Annotated in this window: 12 protein-coding genes and 1 pseudogene; 5 read left to right on the top strand and 8 right to left on the bottom strand. The window is 66.8% G+C overall.

The window, feature by feature from the left end:
- Nucleotides 1-22: 22 nt before the first annotated feature.
- Both EJK91_RS13545 and uvrB read right to left on the bottom strand, forming a co-directional pair.
- Nucleotides 23-1,453, bottom strand: coding sequence for an MFS transporter (locus tag EJK91_RS13545; protein ID WP_024442863.1), 1,431 nt, complete (start codon nt 1,451-1,453; stop codon nt 23-25).
- 68 nt (nt 1,454-1,521) lie between these two features.
- Complete coding sequence (gene uvrB / locus EJK91_RS13540) at nt 1,522-3,693, bottom strand: excinuclease ABC subunit UvrB (RefSeq protein WP_024442862.1); 2,172 nt, start codon at nt 3,691-3,693, stop codon at nt 1,522-1,524.
- A gap of 103 nt (nt 3,694-3,796) precedes the next feature.
- On the opposite strand from uvrB, the gene EJK91_RS13535 reads away from it, so the two are divergent.
- Nucleotides 3,797-4,336 carry a DUF402 domain-containing protein gene (locus EJK91_RS13535; protein ID WP_206430418.1) on the top strand — a complete coding sequence of 180 codons (540 nt, stop codon included), beginning with the start codon at nt 3,797-3,799 and terminating at the stop codon, nt 4,334-4,336.
- Here the strand turns inward: EJK91_RS13535 and EJK91_RS13530 are convergent.
- The 3 genes from EJK91_RS13530 to EJK91_RS13520 form a co-directional block, all read right to left on the bottom strand.
- A complete protein-coding gene (locus EJK91_RS13530) occupies nt 4,296-7,178 on the bottom strand; it encodes an MMPL/RND family transporter (protein WP_125079190.1) in 2,883 nt (960 codons plus the stop codon). The two genes, EJK91_RS13535 and EJK91_RS13530, sit on opposite strands and share 41 nt — an antisense overlap.
- Nucleotides 7,175-7,564 carry an MmpS family transport accessory protein gene (locus EJK91_RS13525; protein WP_241178700.1) on the bottom strand — a complete coding sequence of 130 codons (390 nt, stop codon included), beginning with the start codon at nt 7,562-7,564 and terminating at the stop codon, nt 7,175-7,177. The genes EJK91_RS13530 and EJK91_RS13525 overlap by 4 nt, the downstream gene beginning before the upstream one ends.
- Before the next feature lie 71 nt (nt 7,565-7,635).
- Nucleotides 7,636-8,235, bottom strand: a complete 600-nt coding sequence (locus EJK91_RS13520) for a TetR family transcriptional regulator (protein ID WP_164517962.1) — start codon at nt 8,233-8,235, stop codon at nt 7,636-7,638.
- 131 nt (nt 8,236-8,366) lie between these two features.
- Here EJK91_RS13520 and EJK91_RS13515 point away from each other — a divergent pair, with 131 nt between their 5' ends.
- Entirely contained in the window at nt 8,367-8,807 is a 441-nt protein-coding gene (locus EJK91_RS13515; RefSeq protein ID WP_024442857.1) for a hypothetical protein, read from the top strand.
- Between the two features lie 17 nt (nt 8,808-8,824).
- On the opposite strand, the gene coaE is transcribed toward EJK91_RS13515, so the two are convergent.
- The gene (coaE, locus tag EJK91_RS13510; protein WP_024442856.1) at nt 8,825-10,051 is read right to left on the bottom strand and encodes a dephospho-CoA kinase; all 1,227 of its coding nucleotides are present in this window, start codon (nt 10,049-10,051) and stop codon (nt 8,825-8,827) included.
- Between the two features lie 30 nt (nt 10,052-10,081).
- Complete coding sequence (gene rpsA, locus EJK91_RS13505; protein ID WP_024442855.1) at nt 10,082-11,521, bottom strand: 30S ribosomal protein S1; 1,440 nt, start codon at nt 11,519-11,521, stop codon at nt 10,082-10,084.
- 164 nt (nt 11,522-11,685) lie between these two features.
- Between rpsA and EJK91_RS13500 the strand changes: the two genes are divergently transcribed.
- Together EJK91_RS13500 and EJK91_RS13495 are read left to right on the top strand one after the other, a co-directional pair.
- Nucleotides 11,686-12,822, top strand: coding sequence for a PrsW family intramembrane metalloprotease (locus tag EJK91_RS13500; RefSeq protein ID WP_024442854.1), 1,137 nt, complete (start codon nt 11,686-11,688; stop codon nt 12,820-12,822).
- An 18-nt stretch (nt 12,823-12,840) separates the two neighbouring features.
- Nucleotides 12,841-13,806, top strand: a complete 966-nt coding sequence (locus EJK91_RS13495) for an NAD(P)H-dependent flavin oxidoreductase (RefSeq protein WP_125079187.1) — start codon at nt 12,841-12,843, stop codon at nt 13,804-13,806.
- 10 nt (nt 13,807-13,816) lie between these two features.
- Here EJK91_RS13495 and EJK91_RS13490 read toward each other — a convergent pair.
- Nucleotides 13,817-14,188, bottom strand: a pseudogene (locus EJK91_RS13490) (hypothetical protein); the annotation flags it as partial.
- A 35-nt stretch (nt 14,189-14,223) separates the two neighbouring features.
- Between EJK91_RS13490 and EJK91_RS13485 the strand changes: the two are divergent.
- On the top strand, nt 14,224-14,429 hold a 206-nt coding region (locus EJK91_RS13485), incomplete at its 3' end, for a hypothetical protein (RefSeq protein WP_164517961.1).

Here is a 14,429-nt window from a genome sequence, read left to right as displayed (position 1 = left end):
CTGTTAGGGGGCTCGCACCGCCTCAGCCGGTACCGCCGACGACTTCGCCGGCGCCCCGGCTGGCCCGATAGGCGACCACGAAGCCCAGCGCGGCGAGCACCGCGAAGATCGCGAACAGCCAGCGAGCCGCGGGCTGACCGGTACTCATCGCGGTGTTGACCACCAGGCCGGCGATGCCCGCGCCGAACGCCCCGCCGATCAGCGTGACGGTGTTGACGGCAGCGGCGGCGGTCCCGCCCTCGGCCGGATCGTCGACGCAGCTCATGGCCCACGCCGACAGGTGCGGCCAGCCGGCGCCGACGCCGATGCCGACGACCAGCAGCGCCAGCGCCCAGATCGCGCCGACCGCGGTCGGGTTGTAACTGCTCATCCGGGCGAACGCGACCACCGACAAACCCGCCGACATCACCAGCGGCGCGCTGATCACCAGGCCGATGACCACCCGCGTCTTGCTCACCGACGCGCTGGCGATCTCGCTGATGGTCCAACCGGTCGACAGCGCGGCGCCCAGAAAGCCGGCCATCATCGGCGGCAGGTGGGCCAGCCGCTGCCCGAGCAGCGGGATGTACAGGTTGGCCTTGGTGGTGGCCATCAGCAGGCCCAGCGTCAGGTAGATCCACTTCTCCCGGCCCGGCTGGAAAGCGCTGGACGGCAGCACCGCCGACGACGAACGCCGGTCCACGACCAGAAACACCACCAGTAGGACCGCCCCGACCAGCAGCAGCCCCATCGCACCGATCAGGCTGCGCGGAAGCTGCGCGACGCTGACCGCCAGCGCGGCGCCGCCCAGCAGCAGCAGTGACCGCACCGGGAACTGCACGGGTTCGCCGCGATACCCGCTGCTCCCGGCGGGCAGCACCACACTGACCGCCACGCCCATCACCACGGTCAGAATCGCCATAAGACCGAAGGCCCACCGCCAGATGCCGAACTGGGCGAACAGGCCGCCGGCTGCCGGTCCGACCAGGGTGCCGACACCCCACATGGCGGACACCAGCCCCGAGGCCCGGGTCCACAGCCAGCTGGGCAGGACTGCGTTGATCAGCGCCCACCCCAGCCCGGCCAACAGGCCGCCGCCCATGCCCTGCAGAGTGCGACCGACCAGCAGAATTTCCATCTCGGGTGCCAGCGCACAGAGCACCGTGCCCAGGCCGAACGACAGCAGACCCATCAGGTAGGCCGAGCGGGAACCGACCCGGACCAGCACCGCGTTCGCGGCGGCCGCGGCGATCACCGAACCGACCAGGTAGAGGGTGGTCACCCAGGCGTAGAACCGCTCACCGCCGATGTCCTTGATGGTGTTGGGCAGCAGACTGATCGTCAGGAACTCGTTGGTGGCGTACAGCGCCACACCGCCGGCCAGCACGGCCGCGGTGCCCAGGTAGCGCCTACCGAGCAGCTCACGCCAGCTGCCAGTACTAACAGCGGAGTCATGCACCGCTGCTTCCGTCAGTTCCACCACCGCTTGCAGTCAATCACGGATCGCCATCCCACGCGAAAATGGACCGGCCGCCTGGCGCGTCACTTGATGCCGGCCGCGTCCATACCCCGCAGTTCCTTCTTGAGGTCGGCGATCTCGTCGCGGATCCGGGCCGCCAGCTCGAACTGCAGATCACGTGCCGCGTTCATCATCTGCTCGGTGAGGTCCTTGACCAGATCGGCCAGTTCGGCCCGGGGCATGTTGCTGGTGTCGCGGCCTTCGAAGACCCCCGCGCTGACTGCCCGGCCGGGCTCGCCCTGGGCGCGCCGCCCGCGTGAGGCGTTACGGCCCGACCCGGCGACCTCGATCGATTCGGTGTCCTCCACCTCCCGGTAGACCTGGTCGAGGATGTCGGCGATCTTCTTGCGCAGCGGCTGGGGGTCGATGCCGTTGGCCTCGTTGTAGGCGACCTGCTTGGCCCGGCGGCGTTCGGTTTCGTCGATGGCCTCCCGCATCGAGTCGGTGATCTTGTCGGCGTACATGTGCACTTCGCCCGAGACGTTGCGGGCGGCGCGACCGATGGTCTGGATCAGGCTGCGGGTGGAGCGCAGGAAGCCCTCCTTGTCGGCGTCGAGGATCGACACCAGTGACACCTCCGGCAGGTCCAGCCCCTCGCGCAGCAGGTTGATGCCGATCAGCACGTCGTAGTCGCCGAGCCGCAGCTGCCGCAGCAGCTCCACCCGCCGCAGCGTGTCGACCTCGGAGTGCAGGTAGCGCACCCGGATCCCCATCTCCAGCAGGTAATCGGTGAGGTCTTCGGCCATCTTCTTGGTCAGGGTGGTGACCAGCACCCGCTCGTCGGCCTCGGTGCGCTGCCGGATCTCGGCGATCAGATCGTCGATCTGGCCCTTGGTCGGCTTCACCACGACCTTGGGGTCCACCAGGCCGGTCGGGCGGATCACCTGCTCGACGAACTCGCCGCCGGCCTGGCTGAGTTCATAGGGCCCCGGGGTGGCCGACATGTACACCGTCTGGCCGATCCGGTCGGCGAACTCCTCCCAGGTCAGCGGCCGGTTGTCGCACGCCGAGGGCAACCGGAACCCGAATTCGACCAGGTTGCGCTTACGCGACATGTCGCCCTCGTACATACCGCCGATCTGCGGCACGGTGACATGCGACTCGTCGATGATGAGCAGGAAATCCTCGGGGAAGTAGTCGAGCAGGGTGGCCGGGGGCGTGCCGGCGCCGCGACCGTCGATGTGGCGCGAATAGTTCTCGATGCCCGAGCAGAAGCCGACCTGGCGCATCATCTCGATGTCGTAGTTGGTGCGCATCCGCAGCCGCTGGGCCTCCAGCAGTTTTCCGTGGCTCTCCAGCTCTTCGAGCCGGACGGCCAGCTCCGCCTCGATGGTGGAGATGGCCTGCGTCATCCGTTCCGGGCCTGCGACGTAGTGGGTGGCCGGGAAGATGCGCAGCGAGTCGACCTTGCGCACCACGTCTCCGGTGAGCGGATGCAGGTAGTACAGCGCCTCGATCTCGTCGCCGAAGTACTCGATGCGGACCGCCAGCTCCTCATAGGAGGGGATGATCTCGACGGTATCGCCGCGCACCCGGAAGGAACCGCGGGTGAACGCCATGTCATTGCGGGTGTACTGCACGTCGACCAGCAGCCGCAGCAGCCCGTCGCGCGGCACCTCCGCGCCGACCTGCAGCTCCACCGACCGGTCCAGGTAGGACTGCGGGGTGCCCAGGCCGTAGATGCAGGACACCGAGGCCACCACCACGACATCGCGCCGGGACAGCAGGCTGGAGGTGGCCGAGTGGCGAAGCCGCTCGACGTCGTCGTTGATCGAGCTGTCCTTCTCGATGTAGGTGTCGGTCTGGGCGATATAGGCTTCCGGCTGGTAGTAGTCGTAGTACGAAACAAAATACTCGACGGCGTTGTGCGGCAACATCTCTCGCAGCTCGTTAGCCAGCTGCGCGGCCAGCGTCTTGTTCGGCGCCATCACCAGGGTGGGACGCTGCAGCCGTTCGATCAGCCAGGCCGCGGTGGCCGACTTGCCGGTGCCGGTGGCGCCCAGCAGCACCACATCCTTCTCCCCCGAGGTGATGCGGCGTTCCAGGTCGGCGATGGCGGCCGGCTGGTCACCGGCCGGCTGAAACTCGCTGACGACCTCGAACCGGCCGCCGGCGCGGACGATGCCTTCCACGGCGTCTGCGGCGGGCCGGTACTCCGAATGCGCGACGATAGGGTGTTCGGTTGCGAAGGCCACGAAAGCCAGAGTAGGCCCGCCCCGCGACAAGGCAGAGCGCGCCAGCGCGATGAGGAGGAGCCGGGCCATAGGCTGGGTCTCCGACAGCGAGAGGCGGCCAGCGGTGCATCCACCCAAGGAAGAGACCTTCGACCTGCGCGGCTACACCAATACCGACCCCAAAGGGGTGGTGCGCGACGTCGACGTCTACACGGTGCACCCGTGGGGCCTCTACCTGGCGCGCCCCACCCCGGGCCGGGCCCAGTTCCACTACCTGGAGTCCTGGCTGCTGCCGTCGCTGGGGCTGCGCGCGACCGTCTTCCACTTCAGCCCGGGGTATGAACGCGACCAGGACTTCTACCTCGACGTCGGCGAGTACACCGCGGGACCGGAGCGCTGGCACTCCCGGGACCACTACCTGGATCTGGTGGTCCGCACCGCATCCGGCGTCGAGCTCGCCGACACCGACGAGCTGATGGCCGCCGTCGCCGAGGGCCTGCTGAGCCGGCGCGACGCCGAACACGCGGTGCTGCGTGCGGTGGCCGCCGTCGAGGGTCTGGCCCGAAACGGCTACGACCTGCACCGATGGCTGAGCAGCCAGGGCATGCCGGTGACCTGGCCGGTCAGCGACGGGCTCCGGGGGTCGCCACCAGGATCTCGGTAGCCGCCGGGTCCTCGGTGACGGACCGGGGCCGGGTGAGCGACGAGGTGGGCAGCACCTTGATCGGCCACCAGAACCAGCGGCCCAGCAGCGCCGCGATCGACGGCGTCATGAACGCCCGGATGATGAAGGTGTCGAACAGCAGGCCCAGACAGATCGCGGTCCCGGACTGACCGATCGAGATCAGGTCACTGCTGATCATCGCGCCCATGGTGAACGCGAACACCAGGCCCGCCTGGGTGGCCACGCTGCCCGATCCCCCGACGCCGCGGATGATCGCGGTGTTCATCCCGGCGCCGAGTTCCTCCTTGAAGCGGGACACCAGCAGCAGGTTGTAGTCCGACCCCACCGCCAACAGGATGATCACGGTGAACGGCAGCACGAACCAGTGCAGTTGCAGGCCGAGGATGTGCTGCCAGATCAGCACCGACAACCCGAATGACGAGCCCAGCGAGACCGCTATGGTTCCGACGATCACCGCGGCCGCCACCAGGCTGCGGGTCAGCACCAGCATGATGATCAGGATCAGGCACAGCGACGCCATCACCGCCAGCATCATGTCGTATCTCAAGAACTCGCCGATGTCGTGATAGGTCGCCGCCGTGCCGCCGATGTAGACCCGGGCGCCCTGCAGCGGAGTGCCCTTGATCGCCGCCTTGGCAGCGGTCAGCTCCTCCTGCGTCTTGGAGAGCGCCGCGTTGCCCGCCGGGTCGCCCTCGTGGGTGACGATGATCTGCGCGGACTTCCCGTCCGGCGAGACCATCAGCTTGAGGCCCTTCTGGAAGTCGGCGTTGTCGAAGGCCTCCGGCGGCAGATAGAAGAAGTCGTCGTTCTTGGCGGCATCGAAGGCCTGCCCCATGACGGTCGCGGTGTCGGTCATCCGGGCCATCTGGTTGATCATCCCGTTGAACGTGCTGTACATCGTCAGCGTTGTCTCGCGAATGTCCTTGGAGATGGCGATCATCGGCGGCAGCTGCGCCACCAGCTGCGGCATCAGGGTGTCCATGTGCTCCAGGTCGCCCAGCATCGCGGTCATCTTGTCGCTGAGGTTGTCGACCCCGTCGAGTCCGTCGAAGATCGACCGCAGCGACCAGCACATCGGGATGCCCGAGCAGTGCGGCTCCCAATAGAAGTAGTTGCGCATCGGCCGCCAGAAGTCGTCGAAATCAGCCAGGTGGTCCCGCATTTCGTCGGTGACCTGTTTCATCTCGGTGGTATGGCCCACCATGTCGTGGGTGACGCCGGCCTGCTCCGACATCAGGGCCTGCATGCGCTCCATGATCTCGATCATCGAACCGAGCTGGTCGGTCATGTGCAGCATGTCGGCCATCCGGCCTTTGAGATAGTCCAGGTTCTCGGTGATGGGCACCGACTGCATGCTCAGCTGAAACGGCACCGAGCTGTGGTCGATCGGCGCTCCTAGCGGCCGAGTGATGCTCTGTACCTTGTCGATTCCGTCCAGACGGAAGATGTTCTTCGCGATCCGATCCAGTACCAGCATGTTGCCCGGCGTCCGCAGATCCTGATCGGTCTCGACGAGCACGATATCCGGGTTCATTCGGGCCTTGGAGAAGTGCCGATACGACGCCTCATAGCCCTGAATCGACGGCAGGCTGTCGGGGATGTAGTACTGGTCGTTGTAGTTCACCGAGTACGACGGCAACACGGCGATCCCGATCAGGGCGACGATCATGGTCACCACGAAGATCGGCCCCGGCCACCGCACGATCGCGGTCCCGATCCGGCGCCAGCCCCGCGCCGAGAGCTTCCGCTTGGACTCCAGCAGGCCGAATCGCGTGCCCAGCAGCAGAACCGCGGGGGTGATCGTCATCGCCGCGGCGACCACGACCAGCATGCCGACCGCACACGGCACACCCATGGAGGCGAAATAGGGCAGCCGGGTGAACTTCAGGCAGAACGTGGCGCCGGCGATGGTCAAACCCGAGCCCAGCACCACGTGCGAAACACTGTGGTAGGTGGTGAAGTACGCGGTGACGCGGTCTTGACCCGCCGCCCTGGCCTCCTGATAGCGGCCGATGAAAAATATCGCGTAGTCGGTACCGGCCGCGATCGCCAGCGAGGTCAACAGGCTGACCGCGAACGTGGACAGCCCCATGATCTCGAAATGGCCCAGCACGGCCACGATCCCGCGCGCCGCACCCAACTCGACGAAGACGGTGAACAGGATCAGCAGCACCGTCGTCATCGACCGGTAGATCAGCAGCAGCATGACCGTGATCACCACGAAGGTGATCGCCGTCATCTTGAGCATGCTCTCGTCGCCGGCGTCGTTCATGTCCATGGTCAGCGCGGCCTGACCGGTCACATAGACATGCAGCCCGGGCGGCGGTGTGCTGCCGTCGACGATGTCGCGCACCGACTGCACCGACTCCTTGCCGGTGGTGGTGCCCTGGTCGCCGACCAGGTTCAGCTGCACGTAGGCGGCCTTGTCGTCCATGCTCTGGGCGCCACCGGCGGTGATCCGGTCGCCCCAGAAGTCCTGCACGTACTCGACGTGCTCGGTGTCGGCCCGCAGCTTCTCCACCAGGCCGTGGTAGTAGCTACGCGCCTGGTCGCCGAGCGGTTCGTCGCCCTCCAGCAGCACCATCACCATGCTGTCGGAGTCGAACTGCTCGAAGTTGGCGCCCTGCTTCTTGATCGCCTGGTAGGACTGGGCGTCCTTGGCCGCCAATGACACCGAGTGCGCCTTGCCGACCTCTTCCAGCTGCGGCACAACGACGTTGACGACGACGGTGAGCGCCAGCCACGCCACCACGACCAGCAGGGGCACGCGGTGAATGAACTGCGCGACGCGGGAACGGGTGACGGTGTCGGTGTCGCTCATGCCGACTTCACCAGACAAAAGACCTGAGCGTTGTGGGTGTCGACCGTCTGCTCGTCACGCACTTCGCCGTTGACGGTGATGCGGCAGCCGATCGAGCCGCTGTCGCCCTGGGCGACCACGTTGGCGAAGATGGACGTCAGCTTGGTGGAGATGGTGAACGACCACGGCAGGGTGGTGAATTCGGCCCGCTGCGGCTGCGAGTTCTCGTCGAGGTAGTTCACCTGGCCGACCGTCCCCTCGGGTCCGAACACTTCGTAGACGACGTCTTTGGGGATGACGGGTCGGGACTCGTCGATGAAGGCGGTCGACGCCGGTTTGGGCGCCATCACCGCATGGATGCGAAACCCGGCAAACCCGGCCAGCGCCGCCACCAGGACCACGACCATAGGGATCCAGGCGCGCTTCACGAATTCAAAAATGGTCTTTCCCTTTCGCTTTCGCGGTAAAACCAAGGGGCCTAAAGGTGTTGCAGGGGTTCCAGCAGGTTCACGCAGCGCCGGACCTCGTCCGACAACGAACCCGCCTCCGGGTCGCGCGACCAGCGCTGGATGGCGGTGCTGGCCGTGGCCATCACCGCACTGGCGATGACTTCGACGCGCCGATCGTCGGCGGGCAACCGCAGTCGCTGAGCGATCAGCTCGACCAGCTGCGTTTCCAGCTCGGCCAATTCCGCGGTGTGAAGCCGGAGCAACTCCGGGATCTCGCAGATCATCGGCAGCAGCGTGGTGAGGCCGACCGAGTTCGCGGTATGGACCTCGATGTGGTTGATCACCAGGTCGGCCACGTCGGCCATCAGACGCTTGGCACCCGGCCCACTTCGCACCACGGCACTGAGCTCCGGGTCGAACGACGGGAACGGCAGCACTACCGACGATTCCTTGTTGGGGAAATAGTTGAAGAAGGTGCGCACACAGACACCGGCCCGCTCGCTGATCATCGGCACCGTCACCGCGTCGTAGCCCTGCGCCGCGATCAACTCGACCGCCGCGCGGTGGATGGCGGCTTCGGTTTCACGCCGCCGGCGTTCCCTCAGCGAGCTGACCTGCGGCGCACCCATCCCGAAATCATTGCACACAATGCAAACTTTGCGCGCCATGCAATTTTCGTGATTTCGCACGCTCGGCTGTGCCGACTGTGACGCACGCTACAAGTGGGGCCCATGCCGCGACCGCGCTAAACTCCGCTGATATGAACGCCAAACTGCGAATCGGTGTCGCCGCTGCCACCACCGCAGCCGTGCTCGGGTGTGGTCAGCTGTTCCCGGCGCCCGCGGCCGCCGATGACAACGACAACACCACCGAGCTGCACAACGTGACCTACATCGCGAAAGTCGACGCCTGGTCCAGCGGCAACGTGGTCACCTTCATGCGCAACGACTACGAGACCGCCAGCGCGGACCTCGACGCGTTCGGCACTCCGTTCGAGGCCAACACCGTGATGTCCGACCCCAGCAAGGCCGGCATGGTGATCCGGTTGCGCTTCCCGACCACCGCGACCGTGCACTGCGAGATCAAAGTCGACGAGGTCACCACGGTCAAAAGCGAGCGCTTCATCAACACCTGGGGCAACACCAACGACCCGCACACCGGCGCGATGCTGTGTGGCGCCCTGATCAGCAGCATGGCCTGATCAGTTTGTAGGCCCGCTCAGGGCCTCCACCCGGTGGCATCGGCCCAGGCCCAGGCCTGACGATAGGCGGTGTCGAACCAGGGCTCCTTGACCTGCGCGTAGGCGTCGATGCCACCGTCGATTCCCGCGCGTTCGGCGTCGCGTTTGACCGCCAGATACTCGGCCTGCGCGGCGGGGTTAGCGGTAAGCCAGGCCGGAAACAGCAGGGCGAACTGCTGATTGGGCCAGCCCTCGACCCGGATATGCACGTTGGTGGCCCGGCCCGGGTCCGCGGAGGCGTGAATGCGCTTGCGCCACAACGCCGGATCTCCCGCGCGATCGAACTCCGCGGCGGTGCTGCGGGCATCGGGTTTACCGTTGTCGGCGGTGATAGCCGCCACCTGCGGGTAACCGGCCCGCAGCAGGGACTCGGCGAGTTCGTCGGCCATCGCCAGCGAAGCGACCGTGACCTGAACGTCGATGACGTCTCGGGCTTCGAAGGCCTCCGGCCAGCGCACCGCGGTGGAGCCGATGTGATCCACCCGGACGGCCCGGTGCCCGCAGGCGGTGCGCAACCGGGCCAGGATGCGCTGCGCCTGATCCGGCCAGGTCGGATCGGCTTTCATCAGCTCAGTGGGCGACGGCACCGTCTGGCGGGTGATCAGGTTGTGCGCGAACGGCTTGATGCGCTGGTGCCACAGCTCCAGGGCCTGCTCGGCCAATTGGTCCGGATCGCCCGAGTTGTCCAGCCAGACGTCGGCGACGTCGCGGCGCTGCGGCTCGGTGGCCTGCGCGGCGATCCGAGCCCGCGCGTCCTCCTCCGACATGCCACGGTATTGGAGGAGTCGGGCTACTCGGGTCTCTACGTCCGCGTGCACCACGATCACCAGCGGGAACAGCGGGGCCATCTGCGATTCGACCAGCAGCGGGATGTCCTCGACGATCACCGCCTCGTCACCGGCCTCGGCGATCAGCTCCGCGCGGCGGTGTGCCACCAGCGGGTGCACGATGCCGTTGAGGGTGGCCCGCTTGTCGTCGTCACTGAACGCGATCGCGGCCAGCGCCGGACGATCCAAAGCTCCGTCGGAAAGCAGGATGCCCGGCCCGAAGGCCTCGACCAGTTTGGCGAGGCCTTCGGTACCGGGCTCCACAACTTCACGGGCGATGACGTCACCGTCAACGATGACGCCACCATGGCGGCTGAAGGTCGCCGACACCGTCGACTTACCGGCGCCGATACCGCCGGTCAGACCGATACGCAGCATCTGCGCCCCTTCAACCCCACTGGGCGCTGGTTATGCGCTGTTACCGGCGAGCTTCTCCCGCAGTGCGGCGAGCTGCTCGTCGCTGGCCAGCGAACCGCCGGCCGGAGCCTCGTCGCGGTGCGAACCGTTGGCACCCGAGCGCGGCTCGGCCTGCTCGGCAGCGGCGAACTTCTCCATCTGCGTGGTGTGCATCTTGTGCCGGCGCTCGGCCTCGGCGTAGCGGGCCTCCCACTCGGTGCGCTGCTTGTCGAAACCTTCGATCCACTCGTTGGTCTCGGCGTCGAAGCCCTCGGGGAAGATGTAGTTGCCCTGCTCGTCGTAGCTGTCGGCCATGCCGTACTTGGAGGGGTCGAACTCCTCGGTGTAGTCCTCGTTGGCCTGCTTGAGGCTCAGCGAGATCCGGCGGCGGTCCAGGTCGATGTCGATGACCTTGACCATGGCGTCGTCGCCGACCGCGACCACCTGGTCCGGGACCTCGACGTGGTGCTCAGCCAGCTCGGAGATGTGCACCAGGCCCTCGATGCCCTCCTCGACGCGGACGAACGCACCGAACGGCACCAGCTTGGTGACCTTGCCCGGGACGATCTGACCGATCGCGTGGGTACGGGCGAAGTGCCGCCACGGGTCTTCCTGAGTGGCCTTGAGCGACAGCGAAACCCGCTCGCGGTCCATGTCGACGTCCAGCACCTCGACGGTGACCTCGTCGCCCACCTGAACCACCTCGGACGGGTGGTCGATGTGCTTCCAGGACAGCTCGGAGACGTGCACCAGGCCGTCCACGCCGCCCAGGTCGACGAAGGCGCCGAAGTTGACGATCGAGGAGACCACGCCCTTGCGGACGGCGCCCTTCTGCAGCTGGTTGAGGAACTCGCTGCGCACCTCGGACTGGGTCTGCTCCAGCCAGGCACGACGCGACAGCACCACGTTGTTGCGGTTCTTGTCCAGCTCGATGATCTTGGCTTCGATCTCTTTGCCGATGTAGGGCTGCAGGTCGCGGACCCGGCGCATCTCCACCAGCGAGGCCGGCAGGAAGCCGCGCAGCCCGATGTCGAGGATCAGGCCGCCCTTGACGACCTCGATGACGGTGCCCTTGACGGCCTCGTCCTTCTCCTTGAGCTCTTCGATGGTGCCCCAGGCGCGCTCGTACTGGGCGCGCTTCTTGGACAGGATCAGACGACCCTCTTTGTCCTCTTTGGTCAGGACCAGGGCCTCGACCTCATCACCGACGGACACCACCTCGTGGGGGTCGACGTCGTGCTTGATGGACAGTTCGCGGGAGGGGATGACCCCTTCGGTCTTGTAACCGATGTCGAGCAGGACCTCGTCCCGGTCAACCTTGACGATGGTCCCTTCGACGATGTCGCCATCGTTGAAGTACTTGATCGTTTTGTCGATGGCGGCGAGAAAGTCCTCGGCCGAGCCGATGTCGTTGACGGCTACTTGCGGCGAGGTGACGGTGGGACTTGGCATGTGTTGGGTTGCTCCGGACATTTTGACGTAGTAGGGACGGGGTCTTGTCACGCATGCTGCGCATGCGGTCGCCCACGATCTGGTCTAGGACTAGTCGAGGACTACCTGTTGAGGCTACTCGACGCGTTGCACGCTGGACAAACCGGTGGCTACGCTCCCTCGCTATGCCCCAGACGCGGAACCGGCGGAGAGTCGGAGCGCCGCTCATTGTGATCGTCCTGCTCGCCATCCTCACGGTGTTCCTGCTGCTGCTGTTCACCGCGGCCAACCCGGGCGGGACCCTGACCGCGCTGGTACTGGCGAGCATGTCGATGCTGGTGGTGCTGTTGTGCTACCGCTGGCTGGATCGCTGGGAGCCCGAGCCGCGCCGGCTGCTGCAACTGGCGTTCCTGTGGGGCGCATCGGTCGCCGTGGTGCTGGCGGTGGGCCTGGAGACCTTCGGGTCCTCGGTCGCCACGGTGCGGCCGCTGGTGTCGAAGACCTTCGACATGGCGGCCATCCAGGCGCCGTTCATCGAGGAGGCCGCCAAGGGCCTGTTCCTGCTGGTGATGCTGACCGGGCGCCGGCGGCTGGCGCTGAACTCGCTGACCGACTGCATGGTTTATTCGGGCGTCGTGGCGGTGGGTTTCGCCTGGATGGAGGACATCGTCTACATCGCGCCGGCCGAATCACCGGCCAAAATGGCCGCGGTGGCCATCGCCCGGCTGATCTTCGGCCCGTTCGCCCACCCGCTGTTCACCACCATGACCGGAATCGGGGTGTTCTTCGCGCTACGCCGCCACGGGTTCTGGTCCAAAACCTTCGTGATTCTGCTCGGCTACCTGGGGGCGGTGGCGATGCACGCGTCGTGGAACGCCTCACTGGCGATGGGTGGCGGGCAGTTGTTCCTGGTGACCTACCTGTTCTGGCTGGTGCCGGTGTTCCTGCTGATGGTGCTGCTGGGCATGCTGAGCCGTCGGCACGAACAGCATCTGGTGGCGACCAAACTGCCCGGCATGGTGGCCGGCGGCTTGATCAGCGCCAACGAGGCGACGTGGCTGGGATCGATCCGAACCCGCAAGCACGCGATCCGCGAGGCCAAGCGCATCGGTGGCCGAGCCGCCGGCCGGGCCGTGAAGAAGTTCGCCGTCCAAGTGGTCCGGCTGGCATTCATCCGGGACCGCATCGATCGCGGGTTCGGTGACCCCGAGGTGTTCGCGGTGCAGCAGGAGGACGCCTACGGCGTGGTGGCCGCCCGGGCGGCGGCGCCGGTGCTCTACACCATGGCCGGGTATCACGCTCCGCTGCCGGTACGGCGCTGATCTCCGGGAGCCACCGCCATGTCGCTGCGCAATCGCCTCACCGACCACTTCGGTATCGACCACCCGATCGTGCTGGCGCCGATGGCGCAGGCATCCGGCGGCCGACTCGCGGCGGCGGTCACCCATGCCGGTGGGCTCGGTCTGCTCGGCGGTGGTTACGGCGACCCGGACTGGGTGCAGCGTGAATTCGATGCCGCCGGCGACGCACGCGTCGGATGCGGATTCATCACCTGGAGCCTGGCTCGCGCACCGGAGGCTCTCGCCGTCGCACTCGACCGGGACCCGGCGGCCATCATGCTTTCCTTCGGTGACCCCACTGCCTTCGCCGGTGACATCCGCGACGCGGGCGTTCCGCTGATCTGCCAGGTGCAGACCCTTGAGCAGGCCCACACGGCGCTGCGGGCGGGGGCGAAAGTGATCGTGGCCCAAGGCACCGAGGCCGGCGGCCACGGCATGTCGGGTCCTTCGACCATGACGTTCGTCCCGGCCGTGGTCGACCTGGTAGCCGATTACTCGCCGGAGACATTCGTGTTGGCCGCGGGCGGTATCGCCGACGGTCGCGGGGTGGCCGCGGCACTGGCGCTCGGCGCCGACGGCGTTGTCGTCGGCACGCGGTTCTGGGTCGCCAGCGAGGCACTCGTGCCACCCGAAGCGCACGAGCGAGCCATCCGGGCCAGCGGCGAGGACACCGTCCGGACCCGCGCCTACGACCTTGTGCGACAACTCGATTGGCCTGCCCACTACGACGAGCGGGCGCTCCGCAACGCGTTCCTGCAGACCTGGCACGGCGACGAGAGCCACTTGCGGGCCAACCTTCCCGAGGCCATCGCTGAGTTTGAGGCGGGAGTCGCAGCAGCCGACTTCGACATCGCCCACCTCTTGGTCGGTGAGGCCGTCGGACTCATCCACGACGTCATGCCCGCGGGCGCCATCGTGGCACAGATGGTCCACGACGCCGCCAGGATCCTGAACCGCGGCGCGTGATGACCAATCGTTAGAAAGGCGGTGGGTCGTCGGGGTCGGTGCCGGGGGCGGCTTTCGGGAACCAGACGGCGTCGAGCGCGGTGCGTCGGGCTTGGCGGGCTTTGTGGTTTTGGTTGCGTTCGGTGGCGATGCGGGCCGCGCGGTTTTGGGCGCGGGTGCGTCGCCGGCGGGGCATCATCGCGGTGCGGTCACCACGGCGGTCATCGTCGCGGTGCTTGGGTGCCGGCAGGTCCGCGGTGGGGGCACACAACTGCGGGAACAGCCACGAACTGCCCGGGGTGGTGACATAGGTCTGCCCCGACGGCGAAGTCAGGATCACCGTCCCATCGGGCAGTTGCTGATCCCGCCACCCCCAGAAGGTCTTCACCAAATGATGCAAGCGAACCGTTCTAGAACACTATGAACGGAGAACGAACCATGACCACCACCCACCCCGTCGACAGCTCCATTACCCAGGGCGCCGGTATCCCCGACGACGCGCTCGATGCGCTGGTCGCCGCCACCATCCCTGATAGGGACGACGCCACCGTGCCTGCCCCACCCGGTGCGATCGAGGTCGGCGACTGGTCGGACACTGCGGACCACACCTACACGTTCCGAGAGTTCGCCTGCGAGTTCTTCCC

It is taken from the genome of Mycobacterium sp. P7213, from assembly GCF_900604305.1.
Taxonomy (GTDB): domain Bacteria; phylum Actinomycetota; class Actinomycetes; order Mycobacteriales; family Mycobacteriaceae; genus Mycobacterium.
This window is presented reverse-complemented; position numbering and strand designations above follow the sequence as displayed.